The organism is Fructobacillus papyrifericola (genome assembly GCF_018437235.1).
Classification (GTDB): domain Bacteria; phylum Bacillota; class Bacilli; order Lactobacillales; family Lactobacillaceae; genus Fructobacillus; species Fructobacillus papyrifericola.
The window spans coordinates 462,061-484,903 of record NZ_JAAMFJ010000001.1 but is presented as its reverse complement, the minus strand read 5'-3'; the positions used below and the strand labels follow the sequence as shown (position 1 = coordinate 484,903).

24 protein-coding genes and 3 riboswitches are annotated in these 22,843 nt (G+C 49.3%); of the genes, 22 read left to right on the top strand and 2 right to left on the bottom strand.

Features of this window, described 5'->3' with window-relative positions; translation table 11 throughout:
* Positions 1 to 3 precede the first annotated feature (3 nt).
* From G6R28_RS02270 to G6R28_RS02215, 12 genes are all read left to right on the top strand, one after another.
* Positions 4 to 360, top strand: coding sequence for a riboflavin biosynthesis protein RibT (locus tag G6R28_RS02270; protein ID WP_213792608.1), 357 nt, complete (start codon positions 4 to 6; stop codon positions 358 to 360).
* Positions 335 to 1,117 (top strand): segregation and condensation protein A, encoded by a 783-nt coding sequence (locus G6R28_RS02265; RefSeq protein WP_238479235.1) that lies wholly within the window; start codon positions 335 to 337, stop codon positions 1,115 to 1,117. Before G6R28_RS02270 ends, G6R28_RS02265 begins: the two co-directional genes overlap by 26 nt.
* A complete protein-coding gene (gene scpB, locus G6R28_RS02260) occupies positions 1,104 to 1,799 on the top strand; it encodes an SMC-Scp complex subunit ScpB (protein ID WP_213792607.1) in 696 nt (231 codons plus the stop codon). Before G6R28_RS02265 ends, scpB begins: the two co-directional genes overlap by 14 nt.
* Before the next feature lie 18 nt (positions 1,800 to 1,817).
* Complete coding sequence (locus G6R28_RS02255) at positions 1,818 to 2,570, top strand: pseudouridine synthase (protein ID WP_213792606.1); 753 nt, start codon at positions 1,818 to 1,820, stop codon at positions 2,568 to 2,570.
* 102 nt (positions 2,571 to 2,672) lie between these two features.
* Positions 2,673 to 2,806: riboswitch (FMN riboswitch) on the top strand.
* Between the two features lie 81 nt (positions 2,807 to 2,887).
* Positions 2,888 to 3,475, top strand: coding sequence for an ECF transporter S component (locus tag G6R28_RS02250; RefSeq protein ID WP_213792605.1), 588 nt, complete (start codon positions 2,888 to 2,890; stop codon positions 3,473 to 3,475).
* Between the two features lie 70 nt (positions 3,476 to 3,545).
* The gene (locus G6R28_RS02245) at positions 3,546 to 4,052 is read left to right on the top strand and encodes a hypothetical protein (RefSeq protein WP_213792604.1); all 507 of its coding nucleotides are present in this window, start codon (positions 3,546 to 3,548) and stop codon (positions 4,050 to 4,052) included.
* 20 nt (positions 4,053 to 4,072) lie between these two features.
* Positions 4,073 to 4,753: a (d)CMP kinase gene (cmk, locus tag G6R28_RS02240; RefSeq protein ID WP_213792603.1), complete on the top strand. Its 681-nt coding sequence runs from the start codon at positions 4,073 to 4,075 to the stop codon at positions 4,751 to 4,753.
* Positions 4,754 to 4,951: 198 nt separating this feature from the next.
* A complete protein-coding gene (gene rpsA, locus G6R28_RS02235; protein WP_213792602.1) occupies positions 4,952 to 6,142 on the top strand; it encodes a 30S ribosomal protein S1 in 1,191 nt (396 codons plus the stop codon).
* Between the two features lie 58 nt (positions 6,143 to 6,200).
* Positions 6,201 to 7,511, top strand: coding sequence for a ribosome biogenesis GTPase Der (gene der / locus G6R28_RS02230; RefSeq protein ID WP_213792601.1), 1,311 nt, complete (start codon positions 6,201 to 6,203; stop codon positions 7,509 to 7,511).
* 181 nt (positions 7,512 to 7,692) lie between these two features.
* Positions 7,693 to 7,968: an HU family DNA-binding protein gene (locus G6R28_RS02225; RefSeq protein WP_010690891.1), complete on the top strand. Its 276-nt coding sequence runs from the start codon at positions 7,693 to 7,695 to the stop codon at positions 7,966 to 7,968.
* 143 nt (positions 7,969 to 8,111) lie between these two features.
* Positions 8,112 to 9,452 (top strand): FAD-dependent oxidoreductase, encoded by a 1,341-nt coding sequence (locus G6R28_RS02220; RefSeq protein ID WP_213792600.1) that lies wholly within the window; start codon positions 8,112 to 8,114, stop codon positions 9,450 to 9,452.
* A gap of 148 nt (positions 9,453 to 9,600) precedes the next feature.
* Positions 9,601 to 10,122 (top strand): HdeD family acid-resistance protein, encoded by a 522-nt coding sequence (locus tag G6R28_RS02215; RefSeq protein WP_213792599.1) that lies wholly within the window; start codon positions 9,601 to 9,603, stop codon positions 10,120 to 10,122.
* A gap of 29 nt (positions 10,123 to 10,151) precedes the next feature.
* Here G6R28_RS02215 and G6R28_RS02210 read toward each other — a convergent pair whose 3' ends face one another.
* On the bottom strand, positions 10,152 to 11,045 hold the full coding sequence (locus G6R28_RS02210) for a LysR family transcriptional regulator (protein ID WP_213792598.1): 894 nt from the start codon (positions 11,043 to 11,045) through the stop codon (positions 10,152 to 10,154).
* A 104-nt stretch (positions 11,046 to 11,149) separates the two neighbouring features.
* On the opposite strand from G6R28_RS02210, the gene G6R28_RS02205 reads away from it, so the two are divergent.
* The 5 genes from G6R28_RS02205 (at position 11,150) to G6R28_RS02185 (ending at position 17,099) form a co-directional block, all read left to right on the top strand.
* Positions 11,150 to 12,490, top strand: a complete 1,341-nt coding sequence (locus G6R28_RS02205) for an amino acid permease (protein ID WP_213792597.1) — start codon at positions 11,150 to 11,152, stop codon at positions 12,488 to 12,490.
* A gap of 119 nt (positions 12,491 to 12,609) precedes the next feature.
* On the top strand, positions 12,610 to 13,383 hold the full coding sequence (locus G6R28_RS02200; RefSeq protein ID WP_213792596.1) for a pyrroline-5-carboxylate reductase family protein: 774 nt from the start codon (positions 12,610 to 12,612) through the stop codon (positions 13,381 to 13,383).
* Positions 13,384 to 13,447: 64 nt separating this feature from the next.
* Positions 13,448 to 13,918, top strand: a complete 471-nt coding sequence (locus G6R28_RS02195; protein WP_213792595.1) for a PH domain-containing protein — start codon at positions 13,448 to 13,450, stop codon at positions 13,916 to 13,918.
* A complete protein-coding gene (locus tag G6R28_RS02190; protein WP_213792594.1) occupies positions 13,908 to 15,434 on the top strand; it encodes a PH domain-containing protein in 1,527 nt (508 codons plus the stop codon). The genes G6R28_RS02195 and G6R28_RS02190 overlap by 11 nt, the downstream gene beginning before the upstream one ends.
* A 321-nt stretch (positions 15,435 to 15,755) precedes the next feature.
* Positions 15,756 to 17,099, top strand: a complete 1,344-nt coding sequence (locus tag G6R28_RS02185) for an MFS transporter (protein ID WP_213792593.1) — start codon at positions 15,756 to 15,758, stop codon at positions 17,097 to 17,099.
* Positions 17,100 to 17,137: 38 nt separating this feature from the next.
* On the opposite strand, the gene G6R28_RS02180 is transcribed toward G6R28_RS02185, so the two are convergent.
* Positions 17,138 to 17,575 (bottom strand): MarR family winged helix-turn-helix transcriptional regulator, encoded by a 438-nt coding sequence (locus G6R28_RS02180; protein ID WP_213792592.1) that lies wholly within the window; start codon positions 17,573 to 17,575, stop codon positions 17,138 to 17,140.
* 142 nt (positions 17,576 to 17,717) lie between these two features.
* A riboswitch (TPP riboswitch) is annotated at positions 17,718 to 17,806 on the top strand.
* A 92-nt stretch (positions 17,807 to 17,898) separates the two neighbouring features.
* On the opposite strand from G6R28_RS02180, the gene G6R28_RS02175 reads away from it, so the two are divergent.
* The 5 genes from G6R28_RS02175 to thiD all read left to right on the top strand — a co-directional run bounded on the left by G6R28_RS02175 (position 17,899) and on the right by thiD (position 22,843).
* Positions 17,899 to 18,465, top strand: a complete 567-nt coding sequence (locus G6R28_RS02175; RefSeq protein WP_213792591.1) for an ECF transporter S component — start codon at positions 17,899 to 17,901, stop codon at positions 18,463 to 18,465.
* 12 nt (positions 18,466 to 18,477) lie between these two features.
* Positions 18,478 to 19,872: an ABC transporter ATP-binding protein gene (locus G6R28_RS02170; RefSeq protein WP_213792590.1), complete on the top strand. Its 1,395-nt coding sequence runs from the start codon at positions 18,478 to 18,480 to the stop codon at positions 19,870 to 19,872.
* Positions 19,869 to 20,537: an energy-coupling factor transporter transmembrane component T family protein gene (locus G6R28_RS02165; protein ID WP_213792589.1), complete on the top strand. Its 669-nt coding sequence runs from the start codon at positions 19,869 to 19,871 to the stop codon at positions 20,535 to 20,537. The genes G6R28_RS02170 and G6R28_RS02165 overlap by 4 nt, the downstream gene beginning before the upstream one ends.
* 50 nt (positions 20,538 to 20,587) lie before the next feature.
* Positions 20,588 to 20,677: riboswitch (TPP riboswitch) on the top strand.
* Positions 20,678 to 20,741: 64 nt separating this feature from the next.
* Positions 20,742 to 21,389 carry a TenA family protein gene (locus G6R28_RS02160; RefSeq protein WP_213792588.1) on the top strand — a complete coding sequence of 216 codons (648 nt, stop codon included), beginning with the start codon at positions 20,742 to 20,744 and terminating at the stop codon, positions 21,387 to 21,389.
* Positions 21,386 to 22,843: a bifunctional hydroxymethylpyrimidine kinase/phosphomethylpyrimidine kinase gene (gene thiD / locus G6R28_RS06645; RefSeq protein WP_213792587.1), complete on the top strand. Its 1,458-nt coding sequence runs from the start codon at positions 21,386 to 21,388 to the stop codon at positions 22,841 to 22,843. Before G6R28_RS02160 ends, thiD begins: the two co-directional genes overlap by 4 nt.

Here is a 22,843-nt window from a genome sequence, read left to right as displayed (position 1 = left end):
CATATGTTAATTCAACCAAGAGCTGACGACGAAAAGACCATCATGGGCCTTTTTTCTTTGGTACCCGAACTAAAGGACGTCAATCACTTGAACGAGGTGATGAAGACCTACGAGCAAGACGATTACTTTCTCTATTTCTTCCAAGACGAGCCACACGACCCAATCACGGGTCTTTTAGGCTATGAGTTCTACAAGGACAAAGTCATCTTGGTTCGCCGGGTCATCGTGACCCCGGGCTCACCGAAGAAGGCGACTCAGTCGCAGATGCTGACCGATTTACAAGAACAGCACCCCGATAAGACTTTAATGGGGACTTTTGATACCCAAACTGCCATTGATAAGTGGAGAAAGCACTATTAATAAAGCGGATTTAACAATTAAAATCACGGACTTTGAGGGGCCCTTGGACCTGCTCTTACACCTGATTAAAAAGCACGAAATGGATATTTTGGCCCTGCCAATTGCCCAGGTGACCGAGCAGTATCTGTCCTTTATTAAGGACCAGCAGGCCATGCAGTTGGACGTGGCGGCCGAATACCTGGTCATGGCGGCCAAACTGATTCGGCTCAAGTCAAACGACTTGCTGCCCCAGCCCGAAGTCGAAGAGGACCAAACAGACGAAGAGGGACTGGATCCAAAGCAGGAACTGATCAACCGGCTGTTGGTCTACCAACGCTTCCAGCAGGCCGCGACTTTCTTTGATGAACGGCAGGAAGTTGGCATGCAGTCCTTTGGTCGGCCGGCCCTGGCGGATGAAACGCCGGAGGAGGAGCGGCAGCTGACACTGGCACCGGGCCTTTCTCTGGTTGATTTGCAGCTGGCCTTTAACAACGTCTTAGCCCGGCAGCGGGACTTGGTTCCACGAACCAGGCAGGTCCGTTCCGAATCCTTTACGATTGGGGATGGCATTAAGACCATTGAGGCTAAGCTACAAACGCTGCCAAAGACGGCTTCGATGACTTTTACCGAGCTCTTTGACGGGCTCTATGACGTCGACCATCTGGTGATGACTTTTCTAGGATTGCTTGAAATGTCCAAGGAAAAGAAGTTGACCATTTGGCAGGCGGACTTATCAGACGAAATTTTAATTAAAGCGGTGAACGATGAACGCGATTGATCAAATTGAAGCCCTGCTCTTTGTGGCAGGGGAGGACGGCCTGTCAGCGGCCGAATTAGCCAAGCTAACCGAATATGAAAAGGGGGCCATTCCAGCCCTGGTTGACGAACTGTGGCAGAAGTTAAACGAGAACGAAGGACCACTGACCATTCGCTCGGCCGATGGCCGCTACGTCCTTGTCACTAAGCCGGCCTTTGGTAAACTGGTTTCTTCTTACTTTGACCTACCGGTCAACACGAAGCTGACCCAGCCACAGTTGGAAACCCTGGTCATCGTGGCCTACCAACAGCCAATCACCCGAGTGGAGATCGACCAAATTCGCGGTGTGCGTTCGGCCGGGACTTTGCAAAAGCTGCAACTACACCAGTTGATTGAAGGCGTGGGCCGCAAGGAAGAAGTCGGCCGACCCATTTTGTACGGAACGACCCCGGACTTTCTGGACTACTTTGGCCTGGGTTCCTTGGAGGAACTGCCGGAATTGCCAGACATCAAGGACGTGATTTTGTCAGACGAACAGCAGGATGAACTGGCACTCTTCGACGAAATTGATGAAGAGGGGGACATCGCTGATGGTTCTGCAAAAGCGGGGCAGGCAAGTGTTGAAGCTGCTGCAGAGACTGCCTCAAACAATGAAGCGACCAGCCAAGCCACTGACAATAGTGAAAATCAAAGAACCGAGTAATTCAAAAAGGAGTTCACCATGGCAAATGACAAGGAAGAACGCTTACAAAAGGTGATTGCCCAAGCGGGTATTGCCTCCAGACGAGCCGCCGAAAAGCTGATTTTGGAGGGTCGGGTTGCCGTTAACGGCCAACAAATTTCAAAGCTTGGGACCAAGGTGACTTCGGCTGATGAAGTCAAGGTCGATGGCGTGCCCCTGGACGGTTCTGAAAAGAAGGTCTACTACCTTCTAAACAAGCCCCGCGGGGTGGTGACGACGGCTTCCGATGATAAGGGCCGTCAAACGGTTGTCGACTTGCTAACGGATGTCGATGCTCGAGTTTACCCGGTTGGCCGACTGGATTACGACACGACCGGCGCTTTGATCATGACAAACGACGGGGACTTGGCCAACCAGCTCATGCACCCCAAGGGCAAGGTCGATAAGGTCTATACCGCAAAGGTCAAGGGTGTGGCGAACATGGCCGACCTGGCCCCATTGAAGCGTGGAATTGTCTTAAACGGTAAGAAGACCGCACCGGCCCGGGTTGCCATTGAAAAAGTCGACCAGGACCGCAAGGTTTCCTTTATCACGATGACCATTCACGAAGGGCGCAATCACCAGGTCAAAGACATGTTGCAAAAGGTTGGTTACCCAGTCGAAAAGCTGCGTCGTGACCGCTACGCCTTTTTGGATTTGCTTGGGTTGCAGGCAGGTGATTACCGGGACCTTTCCCACGATGAAGTCAAGCGATTAAAGAACGGTGACTACCGGTACATGCGCCGTAAGTAAGTTCATTATCTTTTATAGATACGATACAAGAGCAGGGTAAAGTGCTCTTTTTTTCTTGCACTTTTACTTGGATATGCTAAACTAGAAACCGTTCGAAAGAACAAAAAACTTCGGGGTCGGGTGCAAGTCCCAACCGGCGGTGATGCAGTTTAACTGATAAGCCCGTGACCTGCTTTGGCAGTTGATTTGGTGAGAATCCAGAGCCGACCGTACAGTCGGGTATGAAGAAGTTTAAAGACAGTCTTTTTTTGGCTGGCCTTTATTTTGCCCCGCGTGAGATCAAGGCCATTTTTTTATGGTCAAAAAAGGAGAAAAACATGACAAATCACGCGACAAAACGTTTAACCATCCTCTCGGCACTGACGGCAATTTCCTTTGCCCTGACCATCTTTCCAAAAGTGGCCATCCTGCCGTCGGCATCCTTTTTGAAAATTGACTTTTCAATCGTACCGGCCTTCCTGGCGCTTTCCTGGTATGGTATTGGTTCAGCTGGTCTGGTCCTCATCTTGCGGACCATCCTGAAACTGGTTGTCTTAAACGAAGGGGTGAACACCTACATCGGCATGCCAATGAACTTAATCGTTGGCTTTGGCTACCTCTTAGCCATCGTGATTTTTGCTGACCTGTTCAAGTCAAAACTGGCAAACGATACCTTCCGCAAGGCTTTGGCCTTTATCGTGGCCATCGCCTTCATGGGTGTTTTGGGCGTTGTGACCAACATCGTCTGGGGAATCCCGCTTTATTCATCATTGGCACACTTTGACATTGCCAAGTTTATTGGTACAAACGTGTACCTCTGGGGCATGGTCCTGCCATTCAACCTCTTACAGGGTGTCGTTTGGACAGCGGTGAACCTTCTGGTGGTAAAGGCGCTTTCACCATTTAAGAAAACGTTGCGACCTTAAGAAAAGGTTATCAATTGGAAAGGCCGATTCGTGTTAGACTAAAAATACGAAGAAATTGGAGGCATACCCAATGAATAACGAAGGTGCAGTTCTTTCACGAAAGAACCGATTTGACGGACCTAAAAAAGAGAAGAAACAGGGCGAAGAGAAGAACTACGGCGGTTTGCTGGTCTTCTTAGTCTTCTTGTCACTGTTCCTGCTGGCTTCTGCGCCAGTCTATGGAATGGTCAAGAACCAACCAAAGTTGGAAAAGACGACAAGCTCATCATCAACCAAGTCAGCAAACAAGAAGGCGGCGACAAAGTCTTCTAACGCTGATAGCCAAGCAGCACAGGCTTCTTCATCTAATGACATGACTTCCTCAGCCGACAGTTCATCTGCGGCTGCCAGTTCATCTGACAACCAAGATGCAGCAGCCAATGCGAACGCCGATACAGCTGTTTTGGCCGCTGGTCAAACGCTTTATAACTTCGCCATTACCCACAATACTTCACCAGCCAACATTGTGAACTTGAACCCTGGTTTGACGGTTCAAAACTATTCACAATACGCCGGTCAATCCTTAAAGATTAAGTAATTGAAAGTAGTCGATTAACCATGACAAAACCCGCTTTTTTCCAAGTTGCCATTGACGGCCCAGCCTCGGCTGGCAAGTCAACCATTGCTAAGATTCTGGCTAGCCAGCTCCACTTTGTTTACGTGGATACCGGGGCCATGTATCGAACAGTGACCGTGGCGGCCAAGAAGGCGGGTCTTTCTTATGAAGACGAAGCCGGGATTACGGCTTTGCTACCAAAGATCACCATCGAGTTTAAGCCTGGCAACCCGGTCCAACGTGTCTTTTTGAACGGGGAGGAAGTGACTGAAGCGATTCGGTCGACGGAAGTGACCAATAACGTGTCACTGGTTTCTTCCTACGCCGCCGTACGAACGGACATGGTTGACAAGCAGCGGGCAATGACGGAAAGCAATCCAGTCATCATGGATGGCCGTGACATTGGCACGACCGTTTTGCCAAATGCCCAAGTAAAGATTTTCCTCGTTGCTTCCGTTGACGAGCGGGCCGAACGCCGTTACAAGGAAAACAAGGAAAAGGGCATGGCCGTTGACTTGGAGACTTTGAAAAAGGAAATCGAGGAACGTGATTACAAGGATTCTCACCGGGCCATTTCACCGCTGACAAAGGCAAAAGATGCCATCGAAGTTGATACGACCGGGATTGGGATTGACGACGTGGTTGCTAAAATTAAAACGATTATCGAAGAGCACCAGGCATAAGCCGGTGCTTTTTTCTTGCGATTTGCGGGGGCGACCTGCTAAAATAGTAGTAATAAGTGTGTGCTTTGCTTTTTTCGAAAGCCTTTTGTTAAAAGCAGCTGGGTCACCTCAGACTTTTTTCTAAATAATACTAGGAAAAAAGGGGTAGCTCTGATAAAATACTCTTATAAGTGTAAATGTAGGAGGACGTTTGACGTCATGAATGATACTAACAGCGAATTATTAGCAGCTCTGGAAAGTGCTGATCAAATTAAGGTAGGCGATGTCGTAACTGGTGAAGTTTTGGCCATCGACAACGATAACCAAGCGGTTATTGGTTTGCATACCGGAGAAGAAGGAGTTGTGCCAGCGCGTGAGTATTCTGACGACCGTAGCGTAAACTTGGCCGACGACTTGAAGGTCGGAGACTCAATCGAAACGGTTGTTGTTTCGAACGTAACGTCTGACAAGGAAGGGGTTGCTTACCTCTTGTCAAAGAAGCGTTTGGAAGCACGTAAGGCATGGGAAAAGCTCTCATTTGCTGAAGGTGACGTTGTTGACGCCACTGTTTTGAACGCCGTTCGCGGTGGTTTGATCGTTGACGTTGCAGGAATCCGCGGATTCGTGCCAGCTTCTATGGTTGCAGAACGCTTTGTTTCTGACTTGAACCAATTCAAGGGACAAGACATCAAGGCAGAAGTAATCGAAATCGACCCAGCCAAGGCTCGCTTGATTTTGTCACGTAAGGCTGTTGCAGCCCAAGAACGTGCCGAAAAGTTGCAAGAAGCCTTCTCACGCTTGGCCGTTGGCGAAGTTGTTGAAGGAACGGTTGCTCGTTTGACTGACTTCGGTGCCTTTGTTGACTTGGGCGGCGTTGATGGTTTGGTTCACGTTTCAGAAATCTCACACGACCGTGTGAAGAACCCAGCCGACGTTTTGTCAAAGGGTGAAAAGGTTAACGTTAAGATCTTGGCCTTGGACACTGAACGTGGCCGTATCTCATTGTCAATCAAGGCAACGCAGCCTGGACCATGGGACGAAGTTGCTGAAAAGGCACCAGCTGGTACTGTCCTTGAAGGAACGGTTAAGCGTGTCAAGGACTTCGGTGCATTCGTTGAAATCTTCCCTGGTATCGAAGGTTTGGTTCACGTTTCACAAATTTCACACAAGCGTGTTGAAAACCCAGCTGACGTTTTGAAGTCAGGTGACAAGGTGAAGGTACAGGTCTTGGACGTTAAGCCACAAGAAGAACGTATCTCATTGTCAATGAAGGCTTTGGAAGAAAAGCCTGCTAACAAGCGTGAAGATCACGAAGACTCAAACGGTGCTTCACGTGCCGACGTTGCAGCTTACCAACAAGACGATGAAGGTGCCGCTACTTTGGGCGACCTGTTCGGCGACAAGTTGTAAGATGACATAAAAAGGCTGGCTTGCCAGTCTTTTTTTATTGAAAAGAAAGGAGCAGATTATGGCAGCACCAGTTGTAGCTGTTGTCGGCCGACCAAACGTCGGTAAGTCAACGCTCTTTAACCGAATCGTTGGGGAACGAATGGCCATTGTCGAAGACATGCCAGGAGTAACCCGTGACCGTTTGTACGCACGTGCTGAATGGTTGAACTATGACTTTCGCGTGATTGACACGGGAGGGTTGGAAATGGGGAACGCCCCGTTTCTGACTGAAATTCGTGGTCAGGTGGAAGTGGCCATTGATGAGGCCGACGTGATTGTCATGGTTGTCTCTGGTCGAGAGGGGCTGACGGCCGATGATCAGGCCGTGGCCAACCTCTTGTACGGAACGGACAAGCCCGTCGTCTTGGCCGTTAACAAAGTCGATAACCCGGAAATGCGGGCTGATATCTATGACTTCTACTCCCTTGGCTTAGGCGATCCCTATCCCGTTTCTGGTTCACACGGAATTGGTTTGGGTGATGTCTTGGACCAGGTCGTCAAGCACTTCCCAGATGAAGCGGCCGTCCAAGATGATGAAGCGGTTCGCTTCTCCATCATCGGCCGTCCAAACGTTGGAAAGTCATCGATTGTTAACGCCATCTTGGGCGAGGACCGGATGATTGTCTCAAACATCGAAGGAACGACCCGCGATGCCATTGACACCCGCTTCATGACTCCGGAAGGGGACGAGTTCGTCATGGTCGATACGGCCGGCATTCGTAAGCGAGGCAAGGTCTATGAAAACACGGAAAAGTATTCCGTGATGCGGGCCATGAAGGCCATTGACGACTCCGAAGTCGTCTTGATGGTCTTGGATGCCGAAACGGGAATCCGTGAACAGGACACGCACGTGGCCGGTTATGCCCACGATGCTGGAAAGGCCCTGGTCATTGTCGTTAACAAGTGGGACGCCATTGAAAAGGACACCCACACGATGCAGGACTTTGAGAACGTGATTCGCGACCGTTTCAAGTTCTTGGATTACGCACCGATTGTCTTTGTGTCGGCTAAGACCAAGCAGCGCTTGGATCGCTTGCCAGACATGATTCTGGCCGTCAACGAGAACCACCAAAAGCGGATTTCCTCATCCATGCTAAACGACGTCTTGATGGATGCGTTGGCAACCAATCCGGCACCGTCTGATAATGGTCGACGTTTGCGCGTTTACTACGCCACACAGGTGGCCGTGGCACCGCCAACAATTGTGGTCTTTGTCAACGACGTGGAGTTGATGCACTTCTCCTACCAGCGCTTCTTAGAGAACCAGATTCGCTCCGCCTTTGACTTTTCTGGTACGCCAATTAAGCTGATTATTCGTCAGCGGAAGTAAATTCCTCTTGAAAGCCCGTTAAATTAACATTTCAAGTATTAAATTCACGTTTTTTCCTACACATTTTAATTTAGTTGTGCTAAGCTTGTCATATGGAAGTTGCTACGGTAGCGTTCCCAGCCTGTTGACGGTTGTCACATCAGCAGGTATTCTAAATTAATTTTTTGCAAGGAGATTAGGAATGGCAAACAAGCAAGAATTGATCGACTCAGTCGCAATGAAGACTGGTTTAACTAAGAAGGATGCTGATAAGGCTGTTGCAGCCGTATTGTCATCAATTGAAGACGCTTTGAAGAAGGGCGAAAAGGTTCAATTGATCGGCTTTGGTAACTTCGAAGTTCGTGAACGTGCAGCCCGCAAGGGACGCAACCCACAAACGAAGGAAGAAATCCAAATTCCTGCATCAAAGGTTCCTGCATTCAAGCCTGGTAAGGCATTGAAGGAAGCAGTTAAGTAAAACCTTCTAAAAACACCCTCCGGGGTGTTTTTTTCTTGCCGTAAAAAGTCTTTGTGAATCTTCGTGAAGTTGTTGACAAACTTCATTACGATTGTATAATTGAGATAACAATTGTAATGAAAGCACACCTAAAGGAGTTTTTCATGAAAGTAGCAGTTATTGGCGCAACGCACGCAGGTGTATTCTCCGCAAAGCAAATCAAGGCAGAACACCCAGAAGCCGAAATCGATGTTTTTGAAAAGAATCAGACGGTTTCCTTTTTGTCCTGTGGAATCGCTCTTTGGATTGGTGACCACGTGTCATCTCCAGAAAAGATGTTTTACGAATCACCCGAATCCCTGAACGCCCAGGGGATTACCATGCACATGGGAACCGAGGTGACGGAGGCCGACTTGGCTAACAAGCACCTGGTATACAAGGACCTGGACTCTGGCAAGGAAGCGGCTGCTGATTACGACAAGATTGTAATCACCACTGGTTCCAAGGCCATCAAGCCAAACTTGCCAGGAATTTATTCCGACCGTGTCTTTGATTCAAAGAACTGGGATAACGCCAACGATTTGAAGAAGGTGACGCCTGAAATCAAGTCCGCCATCGTGATCGGGGCCGGCTATATCGGGGCCGAATTGGCTGAGCAACTTTCCGTGAACGGCAAGCAGGTCACCTTGATCGACGGCTTGGACCGGGTTTTGGCCAAGAACACCTCAGCCGACTTTTCACAGGTCTTTGAAGACGCATACGTGGAACACGGCGTAGAATTGGCCTTGAACCAAATGGTGGAATCCTTCGAAGAGACCGAAACGGGTATCAAAGTCAACACCGACAAGGGCTCTTACGAAGCCGACATTGCCATTTTGGGTATTGGCTTCCTGCCAAACACCGGACTCTTCAAGGACCAGGTCAAGATGCTTCAAAACGGGGCAATTGAAACCAATGAATACATGGAAACGTCTGTGCCCGGTGTCTTTGCTGCCGGTGATGCCGCAACGGTCTTCTACAACCCAACGGGCAAGTACGATTACATTCCGCTGGCAACAAACGCCGTTCGTCAGGGTGTCTTGGTTGGAAAGAACATCGAGAAAAACACGGTGGCTTACCAGGGAACGCAGGCAACCTCAGCCGTTGAACTCTACGACTTGGCCTATGCTGCAACTGGCTTGACGGTCGAAGCGGCCGCTGTCAAGGGTGTGGATACCGAAACGGTGACGATTAAAGAAGACTACCGACCAGACTTCATGTTGTCAACGACATCGGTTCAGGCATCGTTGACTTGGGAGAAGGGCACGAAGCGTATTGTGGGCGCAGCCTTCTTGTCAAAACATGACATTTCACAGGCAGCCAACGTCGTCTCCTTGGCCATTGAGAACAAGATGACGATTGACCAGCTGGCCATGACCGACTTTTTCTTCCAGCCAAACTTTGGTCAACCAATTAACTACGTTTCATCCGTTGCCATGGCTGCTGCTGCCAAGGCGGCCCAGTAATCATTTAAAAGCACAAAAGCAAAGCAAAAAGCAGGGGATTCTTCCTGCTTTTTTGATTTAACAAAGTTCTAAAAGAGGACTAAAATAAAGAAGTAAGGGGAAAGACGGTTGAATGTCTTTCCAATTTGAATTGAAAAGGAGAAGTAGCATGCAGGAAAAACGAAATAATCGAAACTGGTGGACGATTGCCGTTGGTGTTCTTTTTATCATCATGGCGCTCTTGATGATTAACCAGCCGCTGGCTTCCTTAATCTCATTGACCTATCTCTTTGGCCTTTTGGCCTTGATTCATGCCTTTATCATTGGCTATGAGGCCTGGTCGGACCGTCAGTTAGCACAGGCCAGCTCTGGCTGGTGGTTAGCCACCTTCATCCTGGACCTGGTCGTCGCCGTCCTCTTCCTCTTTCACTGGGTGGCCGGCGTTTCGGTCATCGGCGTTTTCTTCGCCATCTGGTTTATTTGGGACTCAATCTTTGAAGTCTACATGGCCCGTGTCGTTCGGCCATTGACCAAGGCCCAGTCATTCTGGACGGTTGTCCTGGGATTGATTTCACTCTTCTTTGGTGTTGTTTTGCTCTTCTCACCAATTCTGGCTGCCACGGTCATGGTCTTACTAATCGCCTTTTACCTCTTTATCTTCGGGGTATTGCTGATTTCACGTGCCTGGTAAGTAAAGAATAAAGAAAAAAAGCATCCGCTTCATTTGGATGCTTTTTTGTTTTGAAAGTCTTTTGTAAAGGACAGGATTTCCTTCTTCATGGCCTGAACCAAGGGATCACTTGCAGCGGATGGATTGGTTAGAAGACCGAGATGGCGAAAGTAAGGTTGTTCAAAGGGATAAGCGCTCACTTCACCGGACAAGCGGGTCAGGGCCAAGTCTGGCAAAATCCCCCAGCCCAGTTCGGCCTCGACCATGGCCAAAATCGATTGGTCATCAATGGAATAGTTGATGGCCTGAGGCTTGACGTCTAATTCATCTAGGGCGACTTTGGTATCGGAATCGTAGTCGGCCCGTTGCAAGATGAAGTGCTGACCGCGCAGATCGGCCTGGGAAATGGCATGACCGTTTTTGGGCACAAAGTCCTTTGGGGTTAGGCACTTGATTTCATCGTCGATTAAAAAGGCCGCATCGAGCCGGTGGTGGGCAGGGTAGGCGGAAAAGCCAAGGTCAATCCGGCCTAGGGCCACGCCCTGCTCGATTTCCTTAAAGGAACCCTGCACGATGGTAATGGCGACAGACGGGTACTGCTTTTTAAAGTGGCGGATGATGGTTGGCAGCCAGGCAATACAGACCGAAGAAATCGCACCGATTCGAAGGGTTCCACCAGCTAAGCCAGCGATTTTAGCCGAACGAGTGTGAATCTGTCGGTCCTCATTTAGAAGCCGTTCAACCATTGGTAATAATTCGCTACCGGCCTGAGAGAGGACCATTTCGGAGCGATTGCGGATGAGGAGGGGCAAGCCCAGTTCCTTTTCCATGTTATCAATGGCGTGGGAAACCGCGGAAGGGGTCACGTTCAGTGCAGCCGCCGTTTTTTTAAAGGAGCCGGTTTCGGCTACGGAAGCAAAGATTTGGTAGGTGAAGATTTTCATAGGACCTCGATGAAACTTTTTCACTTTAAATTGAAAAGGTTTAGTTTTACTTATTTATAAAGTCAGTATAGACTACTAGAGAGGAAATGCAAAGGAGTATTTGTATGTCAGATGAACAACAGGGCTTTGCCCGAACGCTTTCCCATCGACACGTGGCGATGATCGCCCTTGGGGGAACAATTGGTACCGGACTGTTCTTAGGGGCCGGCTCATCGATTGAAAAAGCAGGACCAGCCATTTTGCTGGTTTACATTATTACCGGACTCTTCGTCTTTGCCATGATGCGGGCCCTCGGGGAACTGCTGATTTCAGACGATTCCAAGCCAGTCTTTATTGACTTTATGACCCAGTACCTGGGCAAGAAGGCCGGCTTTGTCCTTGGTTGGACCTACTGGATTGGCTGGATTGTCATTGCCATGACGGAGTTAACGGCCATTGGAACCTACATGCATTACTGGTTCCCAAATCTGCCTACCTGGCCTTGGGAATTGGCCTTCTTAGTGGTCTTGTACCTGGTTAACGTCATTGCCGTTAAGGCCTTTGGTGAAGCGGAATTCTGGTTCTCCATGATTAAAGTCACGGCCATCATCGCCATGATTGTGACCGGCTTGATTTTGGCATTGGGCCAAGTCCACACGGCCATGGGAAAGACTGAATTTTCAACCCTTTGGTCACATGGCTTGATTGCAAACCACGGAAAAACGCTCTTAGCGGCCTTCCAAATGGCCTTCTTCTCCTTTCTGGGGGTTGAGTTCGTTGGGGTGACGGCGGCTGAAACAAAGGATCCACTGCAGACCATTCCACGGGCGGTTAACTCGATTGTCGTTCGAATCTTGATCTTCTACATTGGGGCCCTGTCCGCTATTATGATTATTCAGCCATGGACGAATTACCAAGCCGGTGAATCGCCATTCGTTCAGGTCTTTTCCGGCATTGGCGTTCAGTCAGCCGCTGCCCTGATTAACTTCGTTGTCTTGACGGCTGCCGCCTCAGCCATTAACTCGGCCTTCTTTACTACCGGCCGGATGCTCTATTCATTGGCCGGTCCAAAGTCTCGTTTTGGTCAATTGAATAAGAACCAGATTCCACGCAACGCCATCAACCTGTCAACTTTGATTGTCGGTCTGTCCGTTGTCGTGAACTACTTCTTCCCAACGGATGCCTTCAGCTTGATTTCATCAACGGCCTCCGCTGCCTTCTTAATCATTTACATGGCCTTGATGGTCACGCACTTGGTTTATAAGAAGCAGGCTAAGAAGGGAACGGTTGAAAAAGTTGCTGGCTTCAAGCTGCCTTTTGCACCGGTTTCAAATTACTTAACGATTATCTTCCTCGCCTTGATCTTTGTCTTGATGCTGATTTCCAAGGCGACAATGTTTACCACGGTATTGGCTTTGGTTTGGCTTGCTGTCATGACCATCTTTGCCTTTATCAAAAAAGTTTAATCACGATAGCTTTTAACACTTAGTCGGCAATCCTTTGATTGCCGACTTTTTTGATTGAAGGCGTGCTACCAGTGCTTTTATGCTAAAATTATGAAAAGAAATTCTTTTGGAGGCTTTTGATGAACGTTGGAATTGTTGGATTAGGACACATGGGAACGGCCCTGGCCCAGGGTTTTTTGAAGCAGGACTTGTTGACCGATTTGACCCTTGTGTCAAAGTCGTCAAATGCTGCAAAGGCCAAAAAGCTTGGTCTGACTGCTTATCAGACGGCAGAGGACTTTGTTTCAGCCAATCTCGACCTGTTGATTTTGACGGTGCCGGCAAAGGCTACGGTAGCGACTCTGAAGGAACTGGTCGATGCCGGCTTGTCTGAAAAAACCATTGTCCTTTCAGCCGCCGCCGCTGTTTCTGCCCGTGACTTGAAGGCAGTGGCAGCAGAAAATCCCATTTATCCCTTCATCCCAAACATTCCGGTTGCTGTACAGGCTGGAACGATTGCACTGGCCGTTGATGAGGGTGCAAGGGCTGATCAGACTGAAGTCGTTAAAGGGCTATTAGAGAGCCTGGGAGACGTCTTAGTCGTTAAGGAAGACCAACTCAGCATTGCTGGAGTTGTTGGCGGCTGTTCCCCAGCCTTTATTGACGTGTTGATGGATGCCATGGAGGATGCGGCCGTTTCCAAGGGATTGGACCGAGCAAAGGCTGCCTCGCTCGTGGCCTCAGTGGTTCGGGGAACGGCGGTTTTGGCACAGGAGTCTGATTTGTCCACTGCCGATTTGAAGGGGCAGATTACGTCACCCGGTGGCACGACCATCCGTGGCGTCCTCGCCCTGGATGAACACGGCTTCCGCCATGCCGTTCACGCGGCTATTTTGGCCGCAAACGGTGATTGATTAATAAGTTGACTTATAAAAAGGTGCTGGCGCTTGCTAGTAGAGGTTGAGGAGAGAAGAAGGTATGCAGAATTTACCAAAGCAGATGAAAGTCGTCTGGTATTTGATGGAAGCGATTTCGACGGTGGTTATTTTAGCCGTTCTAGCCGGTTTACACTGGCTCTTGCCAATCGTTTTACACTGGTCCTTACCAGAATGGCTGATGGAAAGCCTGCTTTGCCTGGCTGTTTTTCTGATTCTCTTTGGCTTCTTCTTGGTACATTATCGCTATGCCGTTTACCACTACCAAGTCAACGAAACGAGCGTTGAAATTCAAAAGGGGTTCTTCTTCCGTCGATTGACGGCCATTCCGATTGATCGAATTCAAAACGTTGATCTGGAGCAGGGGCCCTTGCTCCAGATGTTCCACCTGCAACGAGTGGTGCTGGTGACGGGTGGTTCCCACCATGAAGTCGAGGCTCTGCAAAAGGAAACCGCCCAAGCCTTTAAGGACCGGGTCATGGCCTTGGCCAAGGAGGCCCGCCATGAAGCCTAGGCATTTCCATTTTCTGGCTTTTTTGGAGCAGTTACTGTCAGATGGGAAGACGCTCTTTTTTGCTGTGCTGACAGTTTTCGCCTTTCTCCACCTGACCTGGTGGCAGTGGGTACTGGCAGCGGGGCTTTGGCTGGGCTTTGAAGTACTGGACTTTTTCAAGCAGCGCTACTGGCTGACCGAGCACGAGCTAGTCTTGACCTCTGGCATCATTCACAAGCGCTGGCGGCACTTGCCCTATGATAAAATTCAAAATATCCACCGCTCCCAGTGGTTCTTCTTAAAACCCTTTCAATTGGAAAAAATCTCGGTGGATTCAGCCGGCCATGGTGGAGAACGGCAGAACCAAATTAAGCTGCCGGTCATTCCTTCCTGGTTAACCTGGGTCTTAGAGCAAAAGCATCAACAGGCCGACTTGCCATTAGCTGATTTACTGGCGCTGGTGGCCAAGTCAAAAGAAGAAAAGCAGCCAGACCTTGACGCGCTTGCTCGTCAAGAACGGCTTCAGCAGAACGATCAAGCAGTCAGCGATGATAATGAAGAAGGGCCATCTGGACAACGGGCCTTTCGAAGTTCGACTGGTTCCCTCTTTCTTTACGCCATTACGGCACCGGAGGTTCTCCTTCAGTTTGCCTTCCTTTTTGGATTGCTTTCCAGAGTTGATCGCGATGGGCAACTGTACGGACAGATTTTTTCTGAGATGACGGCCTTAGGCATTAGTATTGTAATCGGCCTTGTTCTGGCCTTTTTAATCCTGCTCTTTGCCTTTAACATCGTTAAAACAATTGTTCTCTACTATGGCTTTTCGGTTAAAAAAGAGGGGAGTTACCTGCAGATCAAGCGGGGGCTCTTCGAAGTTCGCTCCCTGTCTCTGGCAGAAAACCGCATTCAAAGTTTACAGATTGAACAAAATATCTGGCGCAACTTATTCGGACTGGCCACGGTCCGTCTGCGAATCATTACGGATCGAAACGGGGACGATGAAGTGGCCAAGCGGCTGCCAACGCTCTTGCCACTGGTTAAGATGGCTGATGCGGCGCGGCTTGCTTCCGACTTTTTACCAAAGCTTGTTGCGCCAGTGAATCTAAAAATCGAAGCAAAGGGCTTGTACCAGTCGTTGACAATGGGGCGCAATGCCCTTGTCTTGCTCTGGCTCCTCTTTGGTTGGACGCTTTACTTCTTTTTGAATCCGCTGACGATCATACTTTCCGTCTTGCTTTCACTCTTCGCTTTTTCTCTTGGCTTCTATAAGGGGCGGGTGACGGGGACAAAGCGAATTCTAGATGATTCGGTTTTAGTCTTACAGTCGGCCCATTTCTTTGCGAAGAAGACGGTTTACGTGCCCTGGGACCGGATTCAGTCCATGTCCATTAACCAATCTCTTTGGCTATCACTTTCTAAAAAACGGGCGCACTTAGCCGTTTTAATCCGTTCGGATAACGGCGTGTCCCTGGTGGAATGTCGTTATTTGCCGGTAGAAGAAGCACAAAGCATCTATCGAATGTACAAGAAAAAATAATTTTAAAAAAAAGTCTTTCGAATTTTTTCGAAGGACTTTTTTGATGCTTTTGAAAAGGTGTGCGAAGGATTGCACTCTTTTTTAAATTTTTAATGAATATTTTACTGGTGTTTGTTCATAAATGATAAATGAAAGAGCTTACATTTGTATTTAAATGGACTTTTTATTCAGAAAGTGTTTGACAATTTTAAAAAGATTATCTAAAATTTAAATAGAGTTAAGGGTGAAAGGCCCTTCGATATCCTGGGGCTCCAAGCCGGTCAGCATTAAATCGACCAGCCCAAGCCTCTTTCATTTACTTTAGGAAACGAGGATTCGATTATGTTTGCATTCAAGAAGACCGTTGATCGGTCAGCAAGGGGACAGGCAGCAACCTACAAGCGCCGCCAGATCGGTGTTTTGCTGGCAACGTCCTTTTCATACATTGGTTACTACATCATTCGCTTGGTCTTTACGACGGAGCAAGTGCACATCATGAAGGCCTATGGCTTTGACCTAGGCCAAATCGGGTTGATCTTATCGACCTTTGGCGTGGGGTACGGCATTGCCAAGATTTTTATGGGCGCCTTGGTTGACCGCTTGAACGCCCGCTGGTTCTTGGCCATTGGCCTTTACCTCTCTGCCTTCTTTAACCTCTTGATTGGTTATACAAAGAACTTTTATCTGATTTTGATCTTGATGCTCTTGATTGCGGTGACGCAGTCAATGGGGGCACCGGCCTGTCAGCGTCAGATTTCCCTTTGGTTTTCAAAGAGGCACCGCGGTTCGATTTTCTCCATCTGGGCTTCGGCTCATAACGCCGGTGCCTTCCTCTGTGTGGCCTCGATTCAATTGGCGACTTTCCTATTTTCCGGTTCCTTGACCATGGTCTTTGTGGTTGCCTCCGTTGTTTCAGCAACGATTGCCACACTAATGCTCTTAATTAACACGGATACGCCACAGAGTGTGGGTTTACCTGACATTGGGACCTTTACCGGCTACGTTGAAGTGGATGGTCAGGGCCAGGTCCGCTCAGAAAAGGCTGCTCGGCCTTCCTTTGGGCAGATTTTCTTGCACAGTATCTTGTTGAACCGCGTGGTTTGGTTGGTGACGCTGACTTCCATGTCGATTTACATTGTTCGCTATGGCATTCTGTCATGGATTCCTTCCTACTTGCCAACCAAGGGCTTTTCCGTAACTTGGGCCAAGTGGTTTGTTGGAATCTTTGAGCTTTCAGCCGTGCCTGGTGTGATTGCCTTAGGTGCTCTTTCGGACCTGTTAAACGGTCGTCGGGCCTTAATCTGCTTGCTGTCCGCCCTTGGCATGTTGGGCTGCTTGGCCATCTACTTTACATCCGAAAACCAGGCCCTCTTGGTTGTCGTGCTCTTCTTAATGGGCACGCTCATTTATACGCCACTTTCTTTGGTTGGACTGATGGTCAACGAAGCGGTGCCAAACTATGCGCTGGGACTTTCAACCGGCTTCATGGGCTTCTTCCAGTACATCTTTGGCGAAACCATTGCGACGGCACTGATTGGTCTTTTGGTCAACCGCTATGGCTGGCAAATGGGCTCAAACGTGATCTATGCTGCAGCAGTACTGGCCATCGCACTGTTGATTGCCTTGGTCTTCAAGGAAAAGCAGTTGCGGGCGGTTGAAGAAGCGGCTAATTCAGCAACGAAGTAAAGCAAACAAAAAGCGCTTAGCGAAAGGCTAGGCGCTTTTTATAGGCGGTTTTTAACCGTTTGAATCAATTCTTTTCGGTTGGGATTTTGATCTTTCCAGTATTCTTTTTCAAAGTCAGCTAAAACGGCTAAGGCCTGGTCCAGCTGCTTTTGACCATTTTCATTGATGCGTAGGGCCTTGGTCCGCTGCTTCTTCTTGCCTGGGAAGCGGTCGATAAAGTCTTCGCGAGCCAATTTGGTGATGATGGCCGAAGCCGTCATGGGATCAATGTTGGCTTTGTTGGCGACCATTACCTGGGTAACTTCCTCTTCTGTTAAAGCCAGGTCCTGCAGGGCGGCCAAGACCTGCACCTGTGGATGGGTGAGCTGTAAACGGCGCAATTGACTCTTCATTTGCCGGTACCAGTCGGTGTAGAGGGCAAAGAAGGCCTGGGAGGTTGAATTTTGAAAGGCCTGAATGGATTCGGATGAAGTCATTTTAAATTCCTTTTCATCAAATAAGTATACTTACAATATAGGTGATTTTTCCGGGAAGTGCAAGGGCGACTTTTCAAACTTTTATGAAATAAAACTTGAAAGCTGACTGGGGCCTTGGTATATTATTGCTGTATTTAATTGCATACAAGAACTGGGGTACCTTTTTGGTTGAGATAAGACCCATTGAACCTGTTGGTTAATACCAGCGTAGGGAGTTCGCACAAGCTTTTTCGTGATCACTCGTGCTGGATTCCGTCCAGACGAGTGATTTTTTTATTGGCTCTGTGCTGTCAATGGTCCCCCTGATAAAAAAGGAGGAAAGCATGAAGAATACACAATGGAAATTACGGGACGCCATCTTACTGGCCTTGATTGGGATTATTTTCTCAGTCATTTACTTTTTGATGGACCCGCTGTATCAGATTATTTCGGGTGGCCTGACCGCGATCGGCCTTCAAGCCTTTGCTGGTGAACTAACCATCGGCGTTTGGATGATGGCCGGTCCCTTGGCTGCCTATGTTTTGAAAAAGCCTGGGACGGCACTTCTGGCCGAGATGATTGGGGCCGCCGGTGAAATGTTTCTCGGTGGCTACTGGGGCGTGGCAACGCTGCTCTCTGGTTTGATTCAAGGTGCCGGGTCCGAAATTGGCTTTACCTTGACGGGTTATAAGAACTGGAAGCTTGGCCTTTGGCTGTCGACTTTGACAGGAACGGTTGTGACTTTTGCTTGGCAGTTCATCCACTCGGGCTACGGCAACTACCACTTTGGCATGTTGGTCTTGCTCTTCATTGCCCGTTACTGCTCGATTTTCTTCTTTGCCGGCCTCTTGGTTAGCTGGATTGAAAAGCTCTTGGATCGTTCGAAGTTCTTAGGAACCGAAAAAGACTAGGGGGGGGTAACTATGACTCTTGAAGTCAAGAACCTGTCCTTTGCCTACCACGACGAAGCACTTTTTAGGGACTTCTCCATGGTCCTGTCACCTGGCGACTTTACGCTGCTCATGGGACCTTCCGGCTGTGGCAAATCCTCGCTCTTAAAGGCCTTGGCCGGGCTTTATCCGCAATACGGGGGCAAGCTGTCTGGCTCTGTCCAAGTTGCCGGGCAGAACTTGTCCAAGCAGAAGGCTAATCTGCGGGCCAAAAGCGTTGGCTTGCTCTTTCAGAACCCACGCGAACAGTTTGCCATGCCAACGGTCGAAGAGGAATTTATCTTTACCATGGAAAACCTTGGCATGCCGGCCAATCAAATGGCGGAAAGAATTGATTGGGCCTTAAAGCGAGTAGGCATGACCGAGTTTCGTCAGCGCGTCCTTGCGGAACTTTCCGGCGGGGAAATGCAGAAGGTGGCCTTGGCTGAAGTCTTACTAACTGGGGCCAAATATTTGCTCTTAGACGAACCCTTTGCGGCGGTCGATGAGCAGTCCCGAAAGGACATGCAGCAGCTCTTGTTTGACCTTTCCCGTGATGGCTACGCCATTTTGGTTTCGGACCACGATGCCAGTGGTTACCTGGACAAAATGAACCGCTTCTTTCAATACGAAAATGAGCGTTTTGTTCAAAAAGATTCAGCAGACTGGCCCCGTGAAAAAAGGACGCAGGCCTATCCGTTTCATAAGGCAGGTGCCGGCAAAACGCTCTTTGATCTAACGCATCTGCGCATCGAAAATGATCAACGACTTTTGTTGGAACAGGAAAAGTTGGAGTTGAAGGCCGGCGACTTTACCTTGATTACCGGGCCGAACGGCTCTGGCAAGTCGTCCTTTCTGAAATGCTTGGCACGATTGCAAAAAGCAGAAGGGGACATGAGCTATTTAGACCAGGACTTTCACAAGTGGAAGAAGCGCGATTACTACCGACAGGTGACGATGGCCCTCCAGAGTTCCCTTGACCAGTTTTTAAACATCACGGTCGAAGAAGAATTGCAGCAAGTGCTGAATCGGACCTATCAGAAGAGCTATTGGCAGAAAGAACGGCTGGCTGAGGCCCTGTCCTTGCTTGGCCTAACTGGTTTGGAGAAGCGCTCGGTCTATACCCTATCCGGTGGCCAACAGAAGAAGCTACAACTACTTTTAATGATGGTGATGGCCAGTCCGGTACTGCTTTTAGACGAGCCCCTTGCGGGCTTGGACCAAAAGTCCACCCAGGTGCTCTTGGCTCTTTTGCAAAAAATGACCAAGGAACTGCAGCTGACCATACTCGTTGTTTCGCATCAAATTGAGCAGCTGCTGCCACTGGTGAACCGGCACTTGCAGCTGATTGACGGGCAGCTTGTCGATCAAGGGGAGGTGGTCCAATGATGAATGCTAGCCAACGACTCTTTCTAGCGCTCTTGCTCTCCTTAGAAATCGTGTTGACGAATTCCCTTGGCTTTAACGGGCTCTTATTGCTCGTCTTCAATGCCTTGGTTCTTCTTCAAAGGATCGATTGGAAACGTTATTTGACCTACTGGTGTGTTTCCATCATTCCAAGCATTGGTTCCTTTTGGTCCTTTTACTTATACGCCCAGGGAGATCAAGCAGCACGGCTCCACACCGGTCTAGTGATGGGCTCCCGTGTCCTTGTCTTGATTTTTGTTGGGGCCTGGTTGGTTAACGGGACCCGGGAGTCGGTTTTGCTCCAATCGCTGCAGCAGAACCTGCACCTTTCCAACACCTTCATTTACGGCTTGATTGCGGCCCTGAACTTTATGCCCCGCTTTAAGCAGGCCATTCAAAACATTCAGGCGGCCAGCCAGATGCGGGGCGAAAGCCTGCACTGGTATCAGCCAACGATTTACTTCAAGGCCTTGATTCAAGCCATCCAGTGGTCGGAATCACTGGCTATGGCGATGACCGCCCATGGTTTTCAGGAAGGGGCGAAGCGAACGGCCTACCGGACCTATCCCTTTAAGAAAGTCGGCTTTTGCTGGCTGGCCTTGGTAGTCCTTTTCTCCATGGTGCTTTTGCGACTTTTGCCCTATTAGAGTCGGCTTTAAGAGGAAAGTCAGGCCGCGAAATGAACGATTACAACTGAATCAACAACCTGGGGTGCTTCGTGCTGAGATTAGACCCATTGAACCGGAAGCCGTTAATGCGGACGTCGGGAGAGTTGTAGGCTTGCTGTCTGCTGCCTGCACCCGACGTTCTGGTTTTTACTAGAACGTTTTTTATTTTAGAAAGAGGACGACATGACCTTTATTGAACAGTTTAAGAAAATTATGCAAGATGCCTTGCCAACCTTTTTGGAAAATCCCTTCATCAAGGATTGTGAGGCTGGCCGGGTCGATGCCCGAGCGCTCTACACCTATATTTACCAGGACAATATTTATCTCGATGTCTACTTGCCTCTCTTTTCAAAGGGCTTGGACAACTTTGACATCAATTCCGAAAGCCTGCGCCAGTTTGAGGGCGACCAGGAAACCGAACCACACTTGATGCTCCAGAAGCTGGCCGATCAGAAGGATCCGGCTGCCAAAAAGACCATTACAAAAGAATGGCTCCCCGCAACGATTGGCTATTTGAAGCACATTCAAAACAGCCAGCAGGAGGGTGACTTTATCTTCCTCTGCTCCTTAGCGGCCTGCCCATATGTCTATGGCTACTTGAACGAGAAGATGATTGAGAGTGGTCAGATTACGGAAGACAACCCTTATTACCCCTGGTTTGACTTTTATAAGGGCACGGACGGGCAGTTGACGGTTGATTTCATGAAGGTCTTGGAAGAGCAGGCTGAAAAAGTCGATGCCGACCTGCAAAGTCGTGGCTTGACCGCCTTCTACCAAGCCGTGCAGTTCGAAAGTGATTTCTTCGCCCAAGCCGTGGAGGACCGGGCATGAGGGCGGCCAAACAGTATCCAACAGCCTTGACGATTGCCGGCTCTGATTCCGGTGGTGGCGCAGGCATGCAGGCCGATATCAAAACCATGCAGCACTTCCAGGTCTTTTCAACTAACGTGGTGGTCGGCTTGACTGCACAAAACACCCTGGGGGTCCAAGGGGCTTATCCCACGGATGAAGCCGTCATCGATGCTCAATTCGACTCCTTGATGGCCGACTTTGACATTCAGGCGGCTAAGACGGGAGCACTCTTTGATGCAAAGCGGGTGGCCAAGGTCGCCCAAAACGTTTCCCGCTATCAAATCAAGCAGCTGGTGGTCGACCCTGTAATGGTGGCAAAGGGTGGGGCAGCCTTGCTGGATGAAGCCGGTGTGCAAGCGATGAAGGAATCATTGCTGCCAAAGGCCTTTCTCGTTACGCCAAACATTCCCGAAGCCGAACTGCTTTCGGGCATGAAAATTCAAAACGAAGCAGACATGGCTGAAGCGGCCAAGCGGATTCAACGCTTTGGCGTGGCAAACGTCATGGTTAAGGGCGGTCATCTCCCTGGAGATGAAGTGACCAATTACGTCTTGCTCGGGTCCGACAGTTTCGTTCTAACCGGTAAAAAAGTCGACACCAAGCGCAAGCACGGCACGGGGGACACTCTGTCCGCTGCCATTACGGCTATGCTGGCAAAGGGGATCAGCCTGAAGCGAGCCATTCTTTTAGCAAACGACTACATGAATGCCATTGTTTCAAAGCCGCTTTATATCGGGCAGGGCCATGGACCACTGAATCATGGGTTGTGGTCAAATCCAAAGAAGACCTTTGCGAATTTGACGGAAAGGGCATTGCGCTGCCAGTTAGTCGTTGGCTTGGCCAACGTTGACTATGATGCTAACCGTCTTTTCGACCTTGTCCGGGCTGCCTGCGAAGCTGGCGTAAGCCTGGTCCAATACCGGGAAAAGGGTGAGCGGTCTGTCGACTTTGAAAAGCGGCTGGCCGTTGCTGTGACTCTTTCAAGAATTTGTCAGAAGAAGGACGTGCTCTTCTTTATCGATGATGACGTTGACTTGGCCATTGCCTCTGGTGCCGATGGCGTGCATGTTGGCCAGGACGATACGAGCGTGGCGTCGATTGTTGAACGGGCGCCACAGCTGCTGATTGGCCTTTCGATTTCAACCATGGCCGAATTTGAAAAGAGCCGTTCGAGTCTTGCTGATCTGGCCTATATCGGCGTTGGGCCTGTCTTTGACACAAAGACCAAGAAGGATGCCAAGCCGTCAATTGGCCTTGCTGGCTTGAAGAGAATCAAGGAAGCGGCCCAGTTGCCAGTAATCGCCATTGGTGGGCTAACGGAAGAAAATGCAGCCGGTGTCTATGAAGCCGGTGCCGATGGTATCGCCGTGATTTCGGCCATTACGAAAAGTGACAATCTTAATCGAACAGTTCAAAAACTAAGCAATCTCTAG

What these genes read in the sequence shown, in the direction of transcription:
- G6R28_RS02270 (WP_213792608.1), top strand. Translation starts at nt 4, where the DNA reads ATGTTAATTCAACCAAGAGCTGACGACGAAAAGACCATCATGGGCCTT.
- scpB (WP_213792607.1), top strand. Translation starts at nt 1,104, where the DNA reads ATGAACGCGATTGATCAAATTGAAGCCCTGCTCTTTGTGGCAGGGGAG.
- G6R28_RS02255 (WP_213792606.1), top strand. Translation starts at nt 1,818, where the DNA reads ATGGCAAATGACAAGGAAGAACGCTTACAAAAGGTGATTGCCCAAGCG.
- G6R28_RS02250 (WP_213792605.1), top strand. Translation starts at nt 2,888, where the DNA reads ATGACAAATCACGCGACAAAACGTTTAACCATCCTCTCGGCACTGACG.
- G6R28_RS02245 (WP_213792604.1), top strand. Translation starts at nt 3,546, where the DNA reads ATGAATAACGAAGGTGCAGTTCTTTCACGAAAGAACCGATTTGACGGA.
- cmk (WP_213792603.1), top strand. Translation starts at nt 4,073, where the DNA reads ATGACAAAACCCGCTTTTTTCCAAGTTGCCATTGACGGCCCAGCCTCG.
- rpsA (WP_213792602.1), top strand. Translation starts at nt 4,952, where the DNA reads ATGAATGATACTAACAGCGAATTATTAGCAGCTCTGGAAAGTGCTGAT.
- der (WP_213792601.1), top strand. Translation starts at nt 6,201, where the DNA reads ATGGCAGCACCAGTTGTAGCTGTTGTCGGCCGACCAAACGTCGGTAAG.
- G6R28_RS02225 (WP_010690891.1), top strand. Translation starts at nt 7,693, where the DNA reads ATGGCAAACAAGCAAGAATTGATCGACTCAGTCGCAATGAAGACTGGT.
- G6R28_RS02220 (WP_213792600.1), top strand. Translation starts at nt 8,112, where the DNA reads ATGAAAGTAGCAGTTATTGGCGCAACGCACGCAGGTGTATTCTCCGCA.
- G6R28_RS02215 (WP_213792599.1), top strand. Translation starts at nt 9,601, where the DNA reads ATGCAGGAAAAACGAAATAATCGAAACTGGTGGACGATTGCCGTTGGT.
- G6R28_RS02210 (WP_213792598.1), bottom strand. Translation starts at nt 11,045, where the DNA reads ATGAAAATCTTCACCTACCAAATCTTTGCTTCCGTAGCCGAAACCGGC.
- G6R28_RS02205 (WP_213792597.1), top strand. Translation starts at nt 11,150, where the DNA reads ATGTCAGATGAACAACAGGGCTTTGCCCGAACGCTTTCCCATCGACAC.
- G6R28_RS02200 (WP_213792596.1), top strand. Translation starts at nt 12,610, where the DNA reads ATGAACGTTGGAATTGTTGGATTAGGACACATGGGAACGGCCCTGGCC.
- G6R28_RS02195 (WP_213792595.1), top strand. Translation starts at nt 13,448, where the DNA reads ATGCAGAATTTACCAAAGCAGATGAAAGTCGTCTGGTATTTGATGGAA.
- G6R28_RS02190 (WP_213792594.1), top strand. Translation starts at nt 13,908, where the DNA reads ATGAAGCCTAGGCATTTCCATTTTCTGGCTTTTTTGGAGCAGTTACTG.
- G6R28_RS02185 (WP_213792593.1), top strand. Translation starts at nt 15,756, where the DNA reads ATGTTTGCATTCAAGAAGACCGTTGATCGGTCAGCAAGGGGACAGGCA.
- G6R28_RS02180 (WP_213792592.1), bottom strand. Translation starts at nt 17,575, where the DNA reads ATGACTTCATCCGAATCCATTCAGGCCTTTCAAAATTCAACCTCCCAG.
- G6R28_RS02175 (WP_213792591.1), top strand. Translation starts at nt 17,899, where the DNA reads ATGAAGAATACACAATGGAAATTACGGGACGCCATCTTACTGGCCTTG.
- G6R28_RS02170 (WP_213792590.1), top strand. Translation starts at nt 18,478, where the DNA reads ATGACTCTTGAAGTCAAGAACCTGTCCTTTGCCTACCACGACGAAGCA.
- G6R28_RS02165 (WP_213792589.1), top strand. Translation starts at nt 19,869, where the DNA reads ATGATGAATGCTAGCCAACGACTCTTTCTAGCGCTCTTGCTCTCCTTA.
- G6R28_RS02160 (WP_213792588.1), top strand. Translation starts at nt 20,742, where the DNA reads ATGACCTTTATTGAACAGTTTAAGAAAATTATGCAAGATGCCTTGCCA.
- thiD (WP_213792587.1), top strand. Translation starts at nt 21,386, where the DNA reads ATGAGGGCGGCCAAACAGTATCCAACAGCCTTGACGATTGCCGGCTCT.